At 72.9% G+C, this 16,535-nt stretch carries 18 protein-coding genes; 11 read left to right on the plus strand and 7 right to left on the minus strand.

The genetic code is table 11. The annotated features are described in order from the left end of the window. The first annotated feature begins 14 nt into the window (after positions 1–14). The 3 genes from ACFFR3_RS00290 to ACFFR3_RS00300 are packed head-to-tail and all read left to right on the plus strand — an operon-like array spanning position 15 to position 2,123. Entirely contained in the window at positions 15–800 is a 786-nt protein-coding gene (locus ACFFR3_RS00290; RefSeq protein WP_379482402.1) for a ThuA domain-containing protein, read from the plus strand. Then, positions 797–1,885 (plus strand): Gfo/Idh/MocA family protein, encoded by a 1,089-nt coding sequence (locus ACFFR3_RS00295; RefSeq protein ID WP_379482403.1) that lies wholly within the window; start codon positions 797–799, stop codon positions 1,883–1,885. Before ACFFR3_RS00290 ends, ACFFR3_RS00295 begins: the two co-directional genes overlap by 4 nt. Before the next feature lie 40 nt (positions 1,886–1,925). Next, the gene (locus ACFFR3_RS00300; protein WP_364371134.1) at positions 1,926–2,123 is read left to right on the plus strand and encodes a CsbD family protein; all 198 of its coding nucleotides are present in this window, start codon (positions 1,926–1,928) and stop codon (positions 2,121–2,123) included. Positions 2,124–2,127: 4 nt separating this feature from the next. Here ACFFR3_RS00300 and ACFFR3_RS00305 read toward each other — a convergent pair whose 3' ends face one another. Both ACFFR3_RS00305 and ACFFR3_RS00310 read right to left on the minus strand, forming a co-directional pair. Then, on the minus strand, positions 2,128–3,972 hold the full coding sequence (locus tag ACFFR3_RS00305; RefSeq protein WP_379482404.1) for a DUF2264 domain-containing protein: 1,845 nt from the start codon (positions 3,970–3,972) through the stop codon (positions 2,128–2,130). 27 nt (positions 3,973–3,999) lie between these two features. Further along, positions 4,000–4,617 (minus strand): TetR/AcrR family transcriptional regulator, encoded by a 618-nt coding sequence (locus ACFFR3_RS00310; protein ID WP_364371128.1) that lies wholly within the window; start codon positions 4,615–4,617, stop codon positions 4,000–4,002. Positions 4,618–4,746: 129 nt separating this feature from the next. Between ACFFR3_RS00310 and ACFFR3_RS00315 the strand changes: the two genes are divergently transcribed. The 3 genes from ACFFR3_RS00315 to ACFFR3_RS00325 are packed head-to-tail and all read left to right on the plus strand — an operon-like array spanning position 4,747 to position 7,377. After that, positions 4,747–5,913, plus strand: coding sequence for an NAD(P)/FAD-dependent oxidoreductase (locus tag ACFFR3_RS00315; RefSeq protein WP_345388250.1), 1,167 nt, complete (start codon positions 4,747–4,749; stop codon positions 5,911–5,913). A gap of 29 nt (positions 5,914–5,942) precedes the next feature. Next, a complete protein-coding gene (locus ACFFR3_RS00320) occupies positions 5,943–7,154 on the plus strand; it encodes a cytochrome P450 (RefSeq protein ID WP_379482405.1) in 1,212 nt (403 codons plus the stop codon). A gap of 28 nt (positions 7,155–7,182) precedes the next feature. Continuing rightward, positions 7,183–7,377: a ferredoxin gene (locus ACFFR3_RS00325; protein WP_345388252.1), complete on the plus strand. Its 195-nt coding sequence runs from the start codon at positions 7,183–7,185 to the stop codon at positions 7,375–7,377. An 80-nt stretch (positions 7,378–7,457) separates the two neighbouring features. On the opposite strand, the gene ACFFR3_RS00330 is transcribed toward ACFFR3_RS00325, so the two are convergent. Next, the gene (locus tag ACFFR3_RS00330) at positions 7,458–7,943 is read right to left on the minus strand and encodes an RrF2 family transcriptional regulator (protein ID WP_364371118.1); all 486 of its coding nucleotides are present in this window, start codon (positions 7,941–7,943) and stop codon (positions 7,458–7,460) included. 82 nt (positions 7,944–8,025) lie between these two features. On the opposite strand from ACFFR3_RS00330, the gene ACFFR3_RS00335 reads away from it, so the two are divergent. Beyond that, positions 8,026–8,778 (plus strand): SDR family oxidoreductase, encoded by a 753-nt coding sequence (locus ACFFR3_RS00335; protein ID WP_364371115.1) that lies wholly within the window; start codon positions 8,026–8,028, stop codon positions 8,776–8,778. Here ACFFR3_RS00335 and ACFFR3_RS00340 read toward each other — a convergent pair. Continuing rightward, positions 8,766–9,227: a hypothetical protein gene (locus tag ACFFR3_RS00340; RefSeq protein ID WP_345388258.1), complete on the minus strand. Its 462-nt coding sequence runs from the start codon at positions 9,225–9,227 to the stop codon at positions 8,766–8,768. The genes ACFFR3_RS00335 and ACFFR3_RS00340 overlap by 13 nt on opposite strands. Positions 9,228–9,333: 106 nt before the next feature. Here ACFFR3_RS00340 and ACFFR3_RS00345 point away from each other — a divergent pair, with 106 nt between their 5' ends. Then, positions 9,334–9,459 (plus strand): hypothetical protein, encoded by a 126-nt coding sequence (locus ACFFR3_RS00345; protein WP_345388260.1) that lies wholly within the window; start codon positions 9,334–9,336, stop codon positions 9,457–9,459. On the opposite strand, the gene ACFFR3_RS00350 is transcribed toward ACFFR3_RS00345, so the two are convergent. From ACFFR3_RS00350 to ACFFR3_RS00360, 3 genes are all read right to left on the minus strand, one after another. Continuing rightward, positions 9,429–10,625, minus strand: a complete 1,197-nt coding sequence (locus tag ACFFR3_RS00350; RefSeq protein WP_379482406.1) for a cytochrome P450 — start codon at positions 10,623–10,625, stop codon at positions 9,429–9,431. The genes ACFFR3_RS00345 and ACFFR3_RS00350 overlap by 31 nt on opposite strands. Further along, positions 10,622–12,217 carry an FAD-dependent oxidoreductase gene (locus tag ACFFR3_RS00355; RefSeq protein WP_345388264.1) on the minus strand — a complete coding sequence of 532 codons (1,596 nt, stop codon included), beginning with the start codon at positions 12,215–12,217 and terminating at the stop codon, positions 10,622–10,624. Before ACFFR3_RS00355 ends, ACFFR3_RS00350 begins: the two co-directional genes overlap by 4 nt. Positions 12,218–12,468: 251 nt before the next feature. Beyond that, the gene (locus ACFFR3_RS00360) at positions 12,469–12,804 is read right to left on the minus strand and encodes a histone-like nucleoid-structuring protein Lsr2 (protein ID WP_345388266.1); all 336 of its coding nucleotides are present in this window, start codon (positions 12,802–12,804) and stop codon (positions 12,469–12,471) included. A gap of 437 nt (positions 12,805–13,241) precedes the next feature. Between ACFFR3_RS00360 and ACFFR3_RS00365 the strand changes: the two genes are divergently transcribed. The 3 genes from ACFFR3_RS00365 to ACFFR3_RS00375 all read left to right on the plus strand — a co-directional run bounded on the left by ACFFR3_RS00365 (position 13,242) and on the right by ACFFR3_RS00375 (position 16,496). Further along, positions 13,242–13,946, plus strand: coding sequence for a TetR/AcrR family transcriptional regulator (locus tag ACFFR3_RS00365; protein WP_379482407.1), 705 nt, complete (start codon positions 13,242–13,244; stop codon positions 13,944–13,946). A 53-nt stretch (positions 13,947–13,999) separates the two neighbouring features. Beyond that, the gene (locus tag ACFFR3_RS00370; RefSeq protein WP_379482459.1) at positions 14,000–15,709 is read left to right on the plus strand and encodes a serine/threonine-protein kinase; all 1,710 of its coding nucleotides are present in this window, start codon (positions 14,000–14,002) and stop codon (positions 15,707–15,709) included. A gap of 82 nt (positions 15,710–15,791) precedes the next feature. Beyond that, a complete protein-coding gene (locus ACFFR3_RS00375) occupies positions 15,792–16,496 on the plus strand; it encodes a DUF4097 family beta strand repeat-containing protein (RefSeq protein WP_379482408.1) in 705 nt (234 codons plus the stop codon). Positions 16,497–16,535 lie beyond the last annotated feature (39 nt).

Below are 16,535 nucleotides of genomic sequence, written 5' to 3' on the forward strand. Positions count from 1 at the left end.
GAAAGGATGTCCCCTTGACCACTCGAACCCTCAATGTCCTGGTGTGGGGCGAGAACCGGCACGAGCAGGCCGAACCCCACGTGGCCGAGATCTACCCCGACGGCATGCACAACGCGATCAGGCGGGGCGTCGAGGCCCGGCTGGGCGAGCGGGCGAAGGTCGCCACCGCCACCCTCGACGACCCCGAGCACGGACTGACCGAGGAGGTGCTGGCCCGCACCGACGTGCTCACCTGGTGGGGGCACGCGGCGCACGGCGAGGTGGCCGACGAGGTGGTCGAGCGGGTGCACCGGCACGTGCTGTCCGGCATGGGCCTGGTGGTGCTGCACTCCGGCCACTGGTCGAAGATCTTCACCAAGCTGATGGGCACCACCTGCACGCTGCGCTGGCGCAGCGACAACGACCGCGAGCTGGTCTGGACGGTGAACCCGGCGCACCCCATCGCGCGCGGCGTGCCGCATCCGATCGAGATCCCGGCCCAGGAGATGTACGGCGAGCAGTTCGACATCCCCACCCCGGACGAGCTCATCTTCATCAGCTCGTTCAGCGGCGGCGAGGTGTTCCGCAGCGGCTGCACCTTCCTGCGCGGCAACGGCAAGATCTTCTACTTCAGCCCCGGCGACCAGGACTACCCCGTCTACCACCATCCCGACGTGCTGCAGGTCATCGCGAACGGCGTCGAGTGGGCGGCCGGCGACCCCGACCGGCGGGCGCTGCCGACGCTGCTGCGCTACGACAGGGACGACTTCTTCAACGGCCAGGGCTACCGGGGGGCCATGCACAACAAGGACGCCGGATGACCCGGCCGCTGCGCGTCGTCCAGGTCGGCGCGGGGGCCATGGGGCTGGCCTGGCTGCGTACGCTGGCGGCCTCCGGCGACGTCGAGCTGGCCGGGGTGGCCGACCTCGACGTCGAGCGGGCGCGGGCGGCCCTGCGCGAGACGGGCTGCGCGGCCCCGGTCGCGGGCTCGCTCGGCGAGCTGCTCGCGGCGGTCGAGCCCGACGCGGTCGTCAACGTCACCGTCCCCGCCGCGCACACCGCGGTCAGCGTCGAGGCGCTGTTCGCCGGGGTTCCGGTGCTGTGCGAGAAACCGGCCGCGCCGACGCTGGCCGAGGCCCTGGTGCAGGCCGCCGCGTCCGAGGCGTCGGGGCGGCTGCTGATGATCAGCCAGTCGCGGCGCTACTACGCGGCGCTGGCCGAGTACCGACAGCTGATCGGCCGGCTCGGCCCGCCCGGCCTGCTCACCACGTCGTTCTTCCGCGGGCCGCGCTTCGGCGGGTTCCGCGACGAGATGGACCAGCCGCTGCTGGTCGACATGGCCATCCACGCCTTCGACGCGGCCCGCTACCTGCTCGGCGCCGATCCCGTGTCGGTGACGTGCGAGAGCTGGAACCCGCCATGGAGCTGGTACCGCGGCGACGCCTCCGCCACCGCGACCTTCCAGTTCGAGGGCGGCGTCCGCTACGTCTACAACGGAAGCTGGTGCGCCGACGGGCTGGAGACCTCGTGGAACGGCGAGTGGCGGGCCGTCGGTCCCGGCGGCAGCGCCACCTGGGACGGCGAGCAGCGGGTCGGCTCCAGCCTCGACGGGGCCGGCGCTGATCTGCTCGTGCCGCCCGGCGAGCATGAGCAGATCGCGGGGGCGCTGGTGGAGTTCGTCGCGGCGGTGCGGGACGGCACGGTGCCCTCGGGGGCGATCGCCCGCAACATCGGCAGCCTGGCCATGGTGGAGGCGGCGGTGCGGGCGGCCGAGACGGGCGAGCGGGTCTCGATCGAGGAGCTGCTCGCCCGCGCCCACGCCGAGGCGCTCACCCTTCCGGTACGGGAGGAGATCCACGCCCGGCTCGCGTCCTGGGACCACGTTTCCGCCCTTCCCGCTCGGTAAGGACAAGGGCCTGCGGCAAATCGAGCAGGAAGGCACGGACATGGGCACCGACGACAAGTTCCGCAACAAGGCTCAGGAGCTCAAGGGACGGGCGAAGGAGAACGTCGGCGACGTCACCGACGACGAGGAGCTGCGCGCCGAGGGGCGCGCCGACCAGACCGAGGGCGGCCTGAAGCAGGCCGGCGAGAAGATCAAGGACGCGGGCAGGAAGGTGAAGGACACCTTCAAGAAGAAGTGACGGCTCACCGGGTGCGGGCGGGGACGGGGCCGAGGCGGACGGTGACCGTCTCGTCCTTCAGGCCCAGGACGACCGCGCCGTCCGTCACCTCGGCCGACGGCGTGGGCGGCTCCTCGCCGGTGCCTGACAGGTGGACGAGGCTGACGTAGACGGCGGTGCCGCCGGGGTGGCCGGTCGCGACCGCGTACGGCGTGGCGGAGTGCCGGCCGAAGGCGTTGGCGTGCTCGGCCGTGGCCAGGCCGGTGCCGGTGAAGCCGTGCAGGGCGCGGACGGCGCTGGTCAGGCCGTCCGCGCGCCTGGCCGACGCCACTCCGTCGCCCTGCCGCAGCTCGGGCGGGGTCTCGGCGGCCAGCGCGTGTCCGCCGTCACGTACGTGGTGCCCGGCGGGCGCGGTCACCTGGTGGATCCTGATCTCAGACGCCCCCGCGACCACGACGGCCGTCACCACGCGGACGTCGCCGTCCTGGTAGGCCGAGGCCGCGAAGCCGTCCGAGACGGCGAGGGGTTCGATGGATCGCCGCAGGCAGGTGTCGCCGCCGGGCGCGATGACGGCCAGGTTGTTGTCCACGCCGCTCGCCTCCGGCCCGGTGTGGCTGGTGTAGGCCAGGCGGAGGTAGTGGGGGTCGGGGACGCCGTCCCCGCTCCGCACGCGGTCGCGGTCGCTGCCGTGGTTGAGCAGGCGCACGACGCCGTCCTTGTGGGTGGCGCGCAGCAGCCAGCCGGGCCCCGGCATGGCCACGCTCTGGTCGGCCAGGTCGATCGGCGCCGGCTCCTCCGGGTCGGTCCACACCGGGTGCTCGGGCGGCAGCAGCAGGCCGATGAACGCCTTGCTGGCCCAGTAGGGCGACGCGGGGCCCGAGTAGGGCTGCACGACCGGGCGGAAGGGGTCGTACCAGCCGAGGGTGAGCAGGCCGCGCTCGTCGGGCACGCCGCGCTCGGCGAAGTGCCGCAGCACGCCGCTCGCCACGCGGCGGGTGCGGCCCGGCGGCAGCGGCGTGGCGCCGGTCAGCGCGCCCAGCCACAGCGGCGCGACCGTCGCGAACCGGTACGTCAGCGACCGCCCCTGGTGCACGGGAGCGCCGTCGGCGGCGAAGAAGTGCTGGTACTGCTCAAGGAAAAGGCGCAGGCGGCCCGCGTAGCGCTCGGCGCGGGCGGTGTCGCCGGCCATCCGCGCCCACAGGGACGGGTAGAGGTGCAGCGCCCAGCCGCAGTAGTAGTCGAAGTTCTTGCCCTTGCCGTCGGTGTACCAGCCGTCGCCGGCGTACCACTCCTCGATGCGCTCCAGGCCGCCGGTGATCTCGTCCGGCTCGTAGGGGCCGCCAACCTCGGCCAGGAACTGCTCGACGATCACCTGGAACAGCACCCAGTTGTTGTCCGGGGTGCGCCTGCCGATGAACCCGGCGAGCCAGCTCACCACCCGCTCCCGCTGCTCCGGTGAGAGCCGGTCGAAGATCCACGGCCGGGTCTCGTGCAGCGCCAGCGCGATCGAGGCGGCCTCGACCAGCGGCTGCGCCATGTCGGTCAGCGGCGGCCAGGCGAAGGGGTGGCGGGGGTCGGTGCCGGCGATCAGGCCGCTCGCGTACCGTTCGATCAGCTCCGGCGCCACGTCGCCTTGAGCGCCGGCGATCCTGAAGGCGGCCAGCAGGAACGTGCGGGCGTAGCCCTCCAGCCCGTCGCTGACCGTGCCGGAGATGCTGGGCTCGCCGGGCAGCCGGTATTGCGAGAAGCCCTCCGTCGCGTACGGCGCCACCGACGCCAGCAGGTGGTCGGCCATCGCCTCCCAGTGGGCCCGGGTGTAGCCGGTGTGTCCGGACAGCCGGTCGTCGGGCGGAGGGAGGTGTAGCGGCATGAACCGCATCCTAAGTGGATCAACCACTCAGCTGCGAGAGCGGGGCCGGAGCGGGAGGGGGTGAACGGCGGTGATCAGCGGCCAGGTCAGGGCGGCCATCTCGGCCGGGGTGCGGGGGCAGCCGCGGTGCAGCCAGTCGGAGGCGACCCCGATGAGGGCTCCCGCGGTGAACGCGGCGCTCACGTCGTGCGGGTCGTCGTCCTGCGCGGTGGGCTCCTCGCTGAGGCGGGCGTGGATGGCGGCGGCGGTGCGGCGGCGGATGTGGTCGGCGACGCGGGCGCTGCCCTGGGGCCCGAGCAGCGCACGGTAGAGCCCCGCGTGCTCGGCGAGGCTGGCGAAGAACGCCTCCAGGGACGCGGCGGCCTCGGCGAGCGGGTCTTCCGCGTCGACGGCCGGCATGGGCAGGGATTCGACGAGCCGGTCGATCATCGCGGTGCAGGCGGCCTCGGCCAGCTCGTGCACGTCGCGGTAGTGGTCGTAGAAGGTCGAGCGGCTGACTCCGGCGAGCTCGGCGACGTCGGCGACGGCGATGCGGGACAGGTCGCGTTCTTCGACGAGCCGCAGCAGGGCGCGGGCCAGGGCGGTCTGGGTGCGGCGGACGCGCCGGTCACCCGACGGTGTGTTGCTTGCTCTTGTGGTCGCCACGCGCTTCACCCTACCTTCTGACTACAGGTGAAGGTTTTCCTACATGTGTAGGGTAATCTTCAGGGCGAGATGCCGGAAAGGACCAGGACATATGCGCATACACGCAGCTGGGCACGGGAGGAAGGCGGAGTGACACCGCCAGAGAGCATCCTGATCGTCGGCGCCTCCGCCGCGGGCCTGGGCACCGCAGAGGCGCTGCGCCGCCAGGGCTACACCGGCCGTCTGACGCTGCTCGACGCCGAGCCGCACCTGCCCTACGATCGGCCGCCGCTGTCGAAGCAGGTGCTGGCCGGGGCGTGGGAGCCGGCCCGCGCGCAACTGCGGACGCAGGAGCAGCTCGACGCGCTGGGCGCCGCCTTCGTCCGCGGCGAGCCCGCCACGGCACTGGACGCGCGGGAGCGGGCGGTCACCACGGCGTCCGGCCGCGTGGTGCGCGCCGACGCCGTCGTCATCGCGACGGGCCTGGTCCCGTGCCGGCTGCCGGGCCAGGACGGCCTGGCGGGCGTCCACGTGCTGCGCGGCCTGGACGACTCGCTCGCCCTGCGCCTCGGCCTGACCGCGGCCAGGCGGCTGGTGGTCGCCGGCGAGGGCGTGCTGGGCGCGGAGATCGCGGCGACGGCCAGGAGCATGGGCCTCGACGTGACGCTCGTGGGCATGGGCCGGGCGATCCTGGCCGACCAGCTCGGCGACGTCATCGCCGGGCACCTCACCCGTACGCACGAGGAACGCGGCGTGCGGCTGCGGCTCGGCGTCACCGTCGAGGCGCTGACCGGCGCGGCGGGCAGGGTCAGGGGCGTGCGCCTGGCCACCGGCGAGACGCTGGACGCCGACGCCGTCGTGGTGGCCATCGGCTCCCGCCCGGCGACCGGCTGGCTGACGGGCAGCGGGCTGCGGCTGGGCGACGGGGTGGAGTGCGACGCGCGCTGCCGGGCTGCCGACGGCGTCTACGCGGTCGGCGACGTGGCGTCCTTCCACCACGAGGTCATGGGCCGCAGGCTGCGCCTGGAGAACCGGACGAACGCCACCGAGCAGGCCCAGGTCGTGGCGGCCAACCTGCTGGGCGCGGACCGGCCGTACACGCCCATCCCCTACTTCTGGACCGACCAGTACGACGTCAAGATCCAGGCGCACGGCCTGCCGTCGCAGGAGGCCGTGGCGAGCGTCACCGACGGCGACCCGGAGCAGCACCGCTTCGCCGCCGTCTACCGCGAGGAGGGCCGGGTCACCGGCGTGCTCGGCTGGAACATGGCCAAGCAGGCCCGCGTGCTCCGCCAGCAGCACCTCACCCCGGTATAGAAGCCGATCCGTTCACGAGAAGAGGCCGCATGAGCGTCAATGAGCAGGTCCTGAACTACCCGATCCCCAACGACGCGGCGCTGGACCCGCCCGCGGAGTGGGCGCGGCTGCGCGGCGAGTGCCCGGTGGCGCACGTGAAGCTGCCGAGCGGCGACGGCGCGCGGCTCATCACCCGCTACGAGGACGTCAAGGCGGTGCTCGCCGACCCGCGCTTCACCCGCCGGCTCACCGCCCCCGACGCGGCGCGACTGTCGGCGGACGGCGGCGGGGTGTTCAACAGCGACGTCGCCCAGATCATCCCCGACGGCGGCGAGGGCCACCAGCACTGGCGGCGGCTGGTCGGCCGGTGGTTCACCGCCAAGCGGATGGCGGCGCTGCGGCCCGCGATGGCGCAGATCGCCGACGACCTCATCGACGACATGGTCAAGCGCGGCGCGCCCGCCGACCTCAAGGCGTCGCTCGGCTTCCCGCTGCCGGTGTACGTGATCTGCGACATGCTCGGGGTGCCCGCCGAGGACCGCGACCGGTTCTCGTACTGGTCGGACACGTTCCTCAACCTGACCCGCTACACCAAGGAGGAGATCGACGCCGCGCAGGCGGAGTTCTTCCAGTACATGTCCGACCACGTCGAGGCCAGGCGCGCGCAGCCGGGCGAGGACCTGCTCAGTGAACTGCTGGCGGCCGGCGGCCCCGAACAGGGCGGGCTGTCGGACCTGCAGGTCCTGGTGACCGGCATGGGGCTGCTGGTGGCCGGGCACGAGACCACCGCGAACATGATCGGCAAGATGGTCGCGATGCTGCTGGCCGAACGGAGCAGGTGGGAGCGGCTGCTGGACGAGCCCGCGCTGATCCGTACGACGGTCGAGGAGTCGCTGCGCATGGACGCGAACTCCGGCTTCGGCCTGCCCCGCTACCTGCCCGTCGAGAGCGAGGTCGGCGGGGAGGTGCTGCCCAAGGGCACCACGGTGATCTGCAGCATGGCCGCGGCCAACCGGGACGAGAGCGCGTTCGAGCACGCCGGCGAGATGGACCTGACCCGCAGCCCCAACCCGCACCTCGCCTTCGGCTCCGGCGCGCACTCGTGCCTGGGGCAGTCGCTGGCGCGCACCGAGTTGCAGGTCGTGCTGGAGGTGCTGCTGCGCAGGCTGCCCTCGCTCGAGCTGGCGGTGCCGGTGACGGAGCTGGAGCGGGTGGAGGGGCTGGCGGTCGGCGGCCTGCGTACGCTGCCCGTCCGCTGGTGAACCCCTGAATCGAGAAGGAGACGACATCGTGAAGGTCATCGTCGACGAGGACAAGTGCTGTGGCGCGGGGCAGTGCGTGCTGCTCGCGCCCGAGGTGTTCGACCAGCGTGAGGACGACGGCATCGTGATCCTGCTGGACGACTCGCCCGGCCCCGACCAGCACGCCGTGGTGCGCGAGGCGGCCGCCGTGTGCCCGGGGGCCGCCATCGAGCTCGCGGACTGACGCGGGCTGATACCGGGCCCGCCCGGCGGTCGTGGCGACCGGGCGGGCTCCCGCACGACGGGGCGCCCCGCTGACCGACGTCAGCGGGGCGCCCTCGGCGTTCCCGCGATGATCGACCGGGTGCGCGCCGGGATGGCCTCGGGGAGACCGGCGAGGATGTCGGCCAGCGTGACCCCCGCCAGGCTGCGCCGCCACGCCTCGTGGGCCTCGTACATCGTGGCCGCGAGCACGCACGTCTCCTGGCAGTCCTCCTCCGGGAGCGCGCCGCGCCCCCGCATGCGGATCTCGCGGCACTCGTACGGCGACGCCGCCCCATCGACCGCCTCCACGATCTGCAGCAGCGTGATCTCCCCCGGCGGCCGCCCGAGCCTGAACCCTCCCCTCGGCCCCGTCGTGGCGGCCAGCACTCCGGCTCTGACCAGCGCCTGAAGCTGCTTGGCCAGGTAGGGAGCGGGAAGGTCGTAGTAGTCGGCGAGCTGTGCGGCCGACGCGGTCGCTCCGGGATCGAGTTGCGCCAGCGTCGACGCGCAGTGCAACAACCATTCGGTGCTCACAGGCAGCTTCACGCCGACCATCATATCGGGGAGATTGAGGATCTATTTAGTCCGAGATATGGTGACGCCGTAGCACGAGGAGAGGAAAGTCATCATGCGCATCGCAGTCGCCGGGGCCACCGGCAACATCGGCTCCCGTACGGTCGCCTTCCTGGAGGGCGACGGGCACGAGGTCGTCCGCGTCAGCCGGTCGCTGGGCGTGGACCTGGTGACGGGCGAGGGCCTCGACCAGGCGCTGACCGGCGTGGACGCGGTCGTCGACGCCATCAGCGCCCCGCCGGTCAGCAGGGAGGAGACCGTCGAGCTCTTCGGCACCACCACGGCCAACCTGCTGGCCGCCGAGCAGCGCGCCGGCGTGCGGCACCACGTGCTGCTGTCGATCGTGGGCGTGCACCGCGTGCCGGGCAACGCGCACTACGCGGGCAAGCGGGAGCAGGAGCGGCTGGTGGAGGCCGGTCCCGTGCCGTGGACGATCGTGCCTGCCACGCAGTTCCACGACTTCGCCGAGATGGTCGCGAGCTGGACCGAGCAGGACGGCGTCGCCACCCTCGCGCCGCTGCTCGTCCAGCCGATCGCGCCGTCCGACATAGCGGCCGTACTGGCCGAGGTCGCGCTCGGCGAGCCGCAGGGCCGCTACGCCGACGTCGCGGGCCCCGACCCGCAGGACCTCGTGGACATGGCCAGGCGCACGCACCAGGCGCGGGGGCGCGAGGTGAAGCTGGTGCCGACGTGGCACGGGGTCTTCGACGCGTCGATGGCCGGCGACGTGATGCTGCCGGGCGAGCGCGTGCGCATCGCGCCGACCACGTTCGAGCAGTGGCTGGCCGAGCAGGCTCAGAAATACTGACGGATACGGAAGGGACGGACGAACAGCGACGCGGACGCGCGGCTGATCACCTTGACCTTCCTGATCTTCGTCTTCTTGTCGATGCGCACCTTGACGCACTTCATGGACACGTCGTGGTGGCCGGGCGGCGCGTAGCGGGAGATGATGACGCCGCGCCGGCCGAAGTTCCGCCCGGTCAGGCCCACGCCCACCTCGCGGAAGGTGCGCCACGAGCCCTTCAGGGGGAAGGCGGTGGAGCCGACGATCGCGTGGTTCGCGGCGTCCGGGCAATGCAGGAGGACGCGGATGACGTCGTTCTGGTGAGGTGACTCGGGCGAGACGAAGAAGGACGTGAGCTTGCGCCACTTGGGCGTCTTGTCGTCGCTGTCGTCGTTGCCGTCGTCCTCGCCCGCCGACGCAGGGGCGGCGGTGAGCGCGACCGTCACCACCATCGCCGCGATCGCCCGCATCCGTCCCCCTCACTTCCTGTGACTCCCCCCATGCTGGCGAACGCCTCCGTCGCACCGGCAGCGCCACGCCGCACCGGCGGTTCACGTGCCGCCTGAACTGCCGGTCATGCGGCGTTTGAGCCGTACGGTGGTCGCGGTGGCCGGAGACGGGGCCGCTGACGTGGTCGCGGGGCTCGGCGGCCTGCCCAAGGTGGTGCCCGATCAGCTGCTCACGGGCTCGACCCCGTCGTAGTCGACGAACAGGTGGCGGGGGCCGCGCAGGATCGGGCTCGGCCGGTACGGCGGCGGGTCGGCGGCCAGCCGGGGCGCGCGCAGCCTGCGGATCAGCTCGGTCAGCACGATCTGCGCCTCCAGCCTGGCCAGCGGCGCACCGAAGCAGTAGTGCACGCCGCCGCCGAAGCCCAGGTGCTCGTTGCCCGGCCGGCAGGGGTCGAAGGTTCCTGGATCGGACACGTGGGCGGGGTCGCGGCTGCCCGCCGCCAGCGCGAGCACGATCGGTGACCCGGCCGGGATGGTGACGCCGGCCACTTCGACGTCCTCCAGCGCCACCCGCGACGAGATGAGCTGCACCGGCGGCTCGTACCGCAGCAGTTCCTCCACCGCGGGCACGATCAGCCCCGGGTCGGCGCGCAGGCGGTCGAGCAGGGCCGGGTCGCGCAGGAACGTCAGCATGCCGTTGGCGATGAGGTTGATCGTCGTCTCGTGCCCGGCGATCAGCAGCAGCACCGCGGTGGCGACCACCTCGCGCTGCTCCATGCCGCCTTGGGTGATCAGCCCGGACAGCAGGTCGTCCTCCGGTTGCGCGCGCCGCCGCTCGACCAGCTCCCCGAGGTAGCCCCGCAGCTGGTCCGCGACCGCCTGCCGCGCGCGCTCCCGTTCGGCCCTGTCGTGCTCGCCTGGGCCCAGCGTGTCGACGATCCGGTCGGCCCAGGCGTGGAAGCGCGGCTCGTCCGCCTCCGGCACGCCCAGGATCCGGCAGATCATCGCCACCGGCAGCGGGTAGGCCACCTCGTCCACGAGGTCCGCCTGCCGCCGGTCCGCCAGGCCGTCGATCAGCCGGGTCGTCACCTCCAGCATGGCGGGCCGCAGCCCGTCGATGAGCCGCGGCGAATGCGGCGGCCCGAAGTGACGCATGGTCAGGGCCCGCAGCCGGTCGTGCTCGGGCGGGTCCAGCCCGATGAACGACGGCGCGGGGTCCGGCGACTCGCCGGGCACGCGCAGGTTGCGGCGGTCGGAGCTGACCCGCGGGTCGTGCAGCAGCTCGACGATCTCCCGGTACGTGCTCACCACGTACGTGCCGTCCTCCTGGCGCGCCACCGGAGTCCTGCGCAGCTCGTCGAAGAGCGGATAGGGGTCGGCCCTGTTCGCCGGGTCGAGGATGCGGTCGAAGACGCTCATGACGCTCCCTGGGGTGGATGCAGCAGCGTGGCGCGGCGCTCCGCCGGGTCGTGGCCGGTCACCACGATGGTCGCGCCCGCCGTGGCCACCACCCGGTCGGGCACCCCCGCCGGCACGGGCCCCGCCTCCTCCCGCCGGTCCACGTGCCGGAAGTCCGGCGGGAACGGCGCGGCCCGCTCGATCAGCCGCTGGTAGAACTCCAGCCAGATCCCCTGGTCGAAGGTGACGGCGGCGGTGACGCGGCCCTGGTAGCCGTACACGGCGGCGAAGCGCCGCTCGGCCGCCGAGCCCTGCGTGACGACGAGCTGGTCGGCGAACGTGGGCACGCCGACGGACTTGATGTTGACGCCGAACTGGCTCGACCAGAACACCGGCACCGCCAGGTGCGGCCAGCGGTGCGCCTGGTCGCTGACCATGTTGTGGGCGGCGATCTCGGCCTGGGCGACCGCGTTGCCCCAGTGCTCCAGCGTCATGAACTGGTACTGGTAGAGCGGGTGCGGGAAGCGCGCGATGTCGCCGGCCACGAAGACGTCGTCCATGACCAGGCCGTTGGTGTCCACGGCGCGACAGCCCGCGTCGCAGGTCACGCCCCACACGCCGGCCGCCAGGCCGGAGTCACGCAGCCACTCGACGTTGCGGATCGAGCCGAGCGCGACGACCGCCACCTCGGCCTCCACGGTGCTGCCGTCGGAGAGCCGGGCGCCGCGCAGCCGGCCGGTCCCGTCGTCCTCCAGGGCCGTGACGGTCGTGTCGCAGCGCAGGTCCACGCCGTGGTCGCGGTGCAGCTGCGCCGCCACGTCGCCGATCACCCGGCCCAGCGCGTTGACCAGCGGGGCGGGGCCGCGTTCGACGACCGTCACCGGCAGGTCCAGCTCGCGGCAGACCGAGGCGATCTCGCTGCCGGTGAACCCGGCGCCGAGGATCAGCACCCGGTTCGGGCGGGCGGCCAGCGCCTCGCGCAGGCGGGCGGCGTCCTGCTGGGTGCGCAGGGTGTGGACCCCCAGCAGCGCCGCCTCCGTCTCATCGGGCCAGGGACGGGCGCGGGTGCCTGTGGCCAGCAGGACCCGGTCGAACGGCAGCTCGCGGCCGTCGGCCAGGCGTACCCGCTTGGCCGCGATGTCGAGGCCGGTCGCCTCCGTGCCCCACAGCCACTCGGCCTCCACCTCGCGCACGCTCGGCAGCAAGGTGTGGTCGGGCGGGATCTGGCCGGTCAGCACCTGCTTCGACAGCGGCGGCCGGTCGTAGGGGGCGTCGCGTTCCGCGCCGATCACGGTCAGCTCGCCCGCGAAGCCCTCGCGCCGCAGCACGCCCGCCGCCCGCGCCCCGGCCAGCGAGGCACCCACGATGACGATGCGCTTGCCGTGGCCCTTCTGCGGGGCGCTCTGGCGGGGGACGTACGGGCTCTCGGCCGCGTCGAGGTGGATGGCCTGCACCGGGCAGGCCGCCGCGGCCCGCAGCACCTGCTCGCGCCGCTCGTCGGCCGGGTCGAGGTCGTACAGGAGCGCCTCGTCGCGGATGGTGAAGACGTCGGGCGCGAGGAACGCGCACTGCCCGTATCCCTGGCAGCGCGTCAGGTCGACGACGACTTTCACCGCAGGTCACTCCCCCGTCGAGCGAACACGCTCTGGGCTCGCTCGGCGGTGGCGGGCCCGGCCCGCGGTGACCTACCCGGGGCAGGACGCGCCGTAGCCTGCCTGAGCTGATCCTGCCCCGGTTTTTGCCCAGGTCGAAGGGCTTTCTTGCGGAAGGCGGCGAAGCGGACGCCTCCGCCACGAGGGATCAGCCCACCTGCGCTGCCGGACCGGCCGGAAACCCGCTCCCCGCCGGTCCGTCAGGTGGTGCTCTAGTGGGCGGCTTCGTACTGCTCGACGACGGAGGAGGCGATGCGGCCCCGCTCGCTCACCGGCAGACCCTGCGCCTTGGCCCACTTGCGGATCTCGGTGGCCTTCTCGCGGCTCACCGCGCGCGAAGAACCGCCGCGGCGGCCGCGGGTGCCCCTGTCGGCGCGGACGGCGCGGGCTTTGGTGATAAACGGCGCCAGCGCCTTCTCCAGCTTCTCTCTGTTGGACCCGGAGAGGTCGATCTCGTAGCTCGTGCCGTCGAGCGCGAACCTCGTCGTGCCCTCGGCGTCACTGCCGTCGATGTCATCGATAAAGGATTCAACAATGCGCTTCGCCATTAGGGTGCTCCAAATACGTTTACGTTGCAGGTACTGTAACGCTCTTCAGCAGGAAGTGCATCTTAGGGGCGTGGCGTGGCTCCGGCCGCCCGCCACCTCGGCGCTTGCCCTGGTCATCCCCCTTCACTCCGCCCACCTCCCGATTCCGGTCCAGGCCCGGCAGCGTGCGCGATCCAGGCTTCAATGGCGCTGAAACGGCGGTGTTGAAGAGCAATTCAAAGGACACGGTTCGGCCTCGCACATAGGCGAACTCGTCACGTCGGCCCGTGACCGGCGGCGCGGACTCAACGGTTCCTCAAGACGTGCGAGCGCCGCAGGACGCCATTGACGGGCGCCGGACTCGGGAGCGTTCCACCATTCGGGGCGGCGCCCTGAACCGCTTGCGCCCGAATGATCATTCCTCTAACTTATGGTCCATAACTTCGGGGGGTGATCCGGTGCGGACGGGTGGCCGCCCGGCCAGCTTCACCGTCGCCGACGTCATCGCGGCCGGCAAGCGGATCGGGCTCAACGAGCTGACCATGCAGCGCGTCGCCGACGCGCTCGGCGTCACCACGGCCGCGATCTACCGCCATGTGCCCAGCAGGTCGGCCCTGGAGACACTGGTCGGCGAGGCCATACTCGGCGAGCTGCGGCTGACCGACGACCCCGCGCAGCCGCTCGTCCCCCACCTGGTGGGCTTCGCCCTCCAGCTGCGCCGCTTCACCCACGACCATCCCGGCACCGCCGGCTACATGCTGCGCCTGTTCCCGCGCGGGCAGTCCGGCATCAGGCTCATGGAGCAGGAGCTGCGCGCCCTCGGCGAGCGCGGCTACGACCCCGCCGCCGCCACGGTGATCGCCTCCGGCATCGCCACCATCGCGCTCGGCGTCAGCGTGGCCGAGCAGGAGCAGGCCGCCGTCGCCGGGTCTGAGGTGGTCGAGCACGCGCTCACCGCGATCACCGGCTCGGCGCTGCTGCGGCAGGCCAAGGCCGGCATCCCCCACCACACCAGCGAGGACTACTTCATGCTGCTGCTCACCTCCGCCGCCGAGGGGCTGGTCGCCAGGCTCCCGCCCGGCGCGCCGATCCCGGCGCCCGACCAGCCGCAGGCACCCGCCGGGGGTCCCGCGACGATCCCGATCACGGAGAAGACGCCCTGAACACCGACGGCAACCTGTTCCCCGACGACCCCGCGACGGTCGGGCCGTACCGGATCGAGAGGCGGCTCGGCAGCGGCGGTCAGGGCGTCGTGTACGCCGGTCGGGCCCACGACGGGCCGCTCGTCGCGATCAAACTGCTGCATCCGCACCTGGTCGCCGACGGGCTCGCCCGCGAGCGGTTCCTGCGCGAGGTGGAGACGGCCAAGCGGGTGGCGCCGTTCTGCACGGCGCAGCTGCTCGACTCCGGGTTCGCCTGGACGCGGCCGTACATCGTCAGCGAGCACGTCCCCGGGCCCTCGTTGCAGAGTTCCGTACGCGACGACGGGCCGCGCGGCGCGGCGGCGCTGCACCGGCTGGCGATCAACACCGCGACGGCGCTGGCCGCCATCCACGCCGCCGGGGTCGTGCACCGCGACTTCAAGCCGGCCAACGTGCTGCTCGGGCCCGACGGTCCCGTCGTCATCGACTTCGGCATCGCCAAGGCGCTCGACCAGAGCCAGTCGGTGATCTCCAGCCAGCCGTTCGGGAGCCCGGCGTACATGGCGCCCGAGCAGATCAGCAACGGGGACGTGGGGGCGCCCGCCGACCTGTTCGCCTGGGCCGCCACCATGTACTACGCGGCCACCGGCCGGCGCGCCTTCCCCGGTGAGGGGATCCCCGCGACGCTGCACGCGGTGCTGTCGAGCGAGCCCGACCTGACGCCGGTGGACGAGCGGCTGCGGTGGCTGCTGCGCGACTGCCTGTCCAAGGACCCGGCCCGCCGGCCTACGTCGGCGCAGGTGGTCGAACGCTTGAGAGCTTCGACGGGAGTGACGGACCGCCCCAGCCCCACCACGTCCCCCACCCCCGCCACGCCACCGGCCCCCACCACGCCACCGACCCCCGCCGCTCCACCGGCCCCCACCACGCCACCGACCCTCGCCGCTCCACCGGCCACGACCCCCGGCGGCCCGCTGACCCCGCCTCATGGCTTCCCGGCCACCTCGCCTCCGAATGGCCCGCTGACCCCACCCCACGGCTTCCCCGCCACCGCCTCCGTGCCGGGCACCCTGCCCGGCGGGCGGTCCGGCGACACCGCGCCGCGCGGGGAGACGGCGCTCGGAACGGGGCCCGTTCGGGGTGGAGGCCGGGTGCGGGTGCTCAAGGTGGCGGTGCCGGTCGGAGCGGTGGCGCTGATCGCGGCGGCCGGGATCGGCTGGCACACTCTGTCGCCCGCCGTCTCCCAGCCTGAGGCGGCGGCCCGCACCCCCGTCCCGACGCTCACCGAGAGGACGCCGGAGCCCACGCCGACATCCACGGAGCCGCCCCCGCGGAAGGCGAAGGACCTGGCCAGCGCCACTTCCCGCCCGAAGACGGCGACACCCACCGCGTCGCGCCGCCTGCCCACGTCCACCGCGCCGCCCACCCCCGCCGAGCGCACCCCCACCCCATCCGCGACGGCCGCCACCCGCAGGCCCGCGACCCGTACGCCCAAGCCCACCCCCAAACCGACCAGGTCGCCGGCCGCCAGGCGCACGACCAGCGCCCCCGCCCCCGAGCCCAGCACGGCCACGATCACGTGGTCGGACGTCAACGCGTACTGCAAGGCCAAGGGCTTCAGGGGGTCGTACAACGCGGGCTGGGGCTACACGCGGTGCAACGGCTCGGAGTCGGCGGTGGACCCGGCGTCGGTGTGCCGGTGGAAGTACCCCGACTACGCGAACGCGACCGCCGAGCCCCCGGCCAACCCGTGGATGCCGTCGGCCCAATGCCAGCTGTCCTGATGCCCCCGGGCCGGGTCTCAGGGGCGAATCCAGGGATCACCCCGAGGCCGGGTACGTGGGCGTTCGCGGAGAATGGTGCCTCATGAGGACGAGGAGAGCGGCGCTGATCGCGGGTCTCGCCGGGATGGCGGCGTTGACGACGGCCTGCGGCGCGGCGGGGGCACTGAACGAGGACTCGGCCGCGTACGACGTGACCGAGCAGGTGGCGGCGCTGCGCGTCACGACCGACGCGGGAACGATCGAGGTGATCGGGTCCGACCGCCCCGGCATCCGCGTGACCGAGCTGCTGAGCTGGCGCAAGAGCAAGCCGACCACCGAGCACCAGGTGCGCGGCGACACGCTGGAGCTGTCGTTCACCTGCCCCACCACCTGGGGCTTCGGCTCGATCGGCGTCAACTGTGACGTCGCCTACCGGGTCGAGGTGCCCAAGGCGACCCGCGTCCAGCTGGCCTCCGACTCGGGCGACACGACGCTGAGGGGCCTGGCCGGCGACGTGGAGGTGACCAGCGACTCCGGCTCGATCAAGGGCGACGGGCTGACGGCCGGGCGGGTCGTCACAAGAACCGACTCGGGCGACCTGCGGCTGGCCTTCGCCGGGCCGCCGCAGGTGCTCACGACCTTCACCGACTCGGGCGACACGGCCGTGCGGGTGCCGGAGGGGCCGTACAAGGTGAAGACCACGACGGACTCCGGCGACGCGAACGTCAAGACCGCCCACGACCCGGCCGCCCAGCGGACGATCGAGCTCTCCAGCGACTCGGGCGACATCGAGCTCACGCCCGCCTGACCGCCAGGACGTAGGGTCGGGATCACCACCACACCGGTC

It is taken from the genome of Nonomuraea salmonea (assembly GCF_042428605.1).
In the GTDB taxonomy this organism is placed as follows: domain Bacteria; phylum Actinomycetota; class Actinomycetes; order Streptosporangiales; family Streptosporangiaceae; genus Nonomuraea; species Nonomuraea salmonea.

Excerpts from the sequence above, each read along its gene's own strand:
- ACFFR3_RS00320 (WP_379482405.1), top strand. The coding sequence starts at position 5,943 with ATGAGCGTCAATGAGCAGGTCCTGAACTACCCGATCCCCAACGACGCG.
- ACFFR3_RS00350 (WP_379482406.1), bottom strand. The coding sequence starts at position 10,625 with ATGAGCGTCTTCGACCGCATCCTCGACCCGGCGAACAGGGCCGACCCC.
- ACFFR3_RS00295 (WP_379482403.1), top strand. The coding sequence starts at position 797 with ATGACCCGGCCGCTGCGCGTCGTCCAGGTCGGCGCGGGGGCCATGGGG.
- ACFFR3_RS00305 (WP_379482404.1), bottom strand. The coding sequence starts at position 3,972 with ATGCCGCTACACCTCCCTCCGCCCGACGACCGGCTGTCCGGACACACC.
- ACFFR3_RS00375 (WP_379482408.1), top strand. The coding sequence starts at position 15,792 with ATGAGGACGAGGAGAGCGGCGCTGATCGCGGGTCTCGCCGGGATGGCG.
- ACFFR3_RS00360 (WP_345388266.1), bottom strand. The coding sequence starts at position 12,804 with ATGGCGAAGCGCATTGTTGAATCCTTTATCGATGACATCGACGGCAGT.
- ACFFR3_RS00300 (WP_364371134.1), top strand. The coding sequence starts at position 1,926 with ATGGGCACCGACGACAAGTTCCGCAACAAGGCTCAGGAGCTCAAGGGA.
- ACFFR3_RS00345 (WP_345388260.1), top strand. The coding sequence starts at position 9,334 with ATGCGGCGTTTGAGCCGTACGGTGGTCGCGGTGGCCGGAGACGGGGCC.
- ACFFR3_RS00335 (WP_364371115.1), top strand. The coding sequence starts at position 8,026 with ATGCGCATCGCAGTCGCCGGGGCCACCGGCAACATCGGCTCCCGTACG.
- ACFFR3_RS00340 (WP_345388258.1), bottom strand. The coding sequence starts at position 9,227 with ATGCGGGCGATCGCGGCGATGGTGGTGACGGTCGCGCTCACCGCCGCC.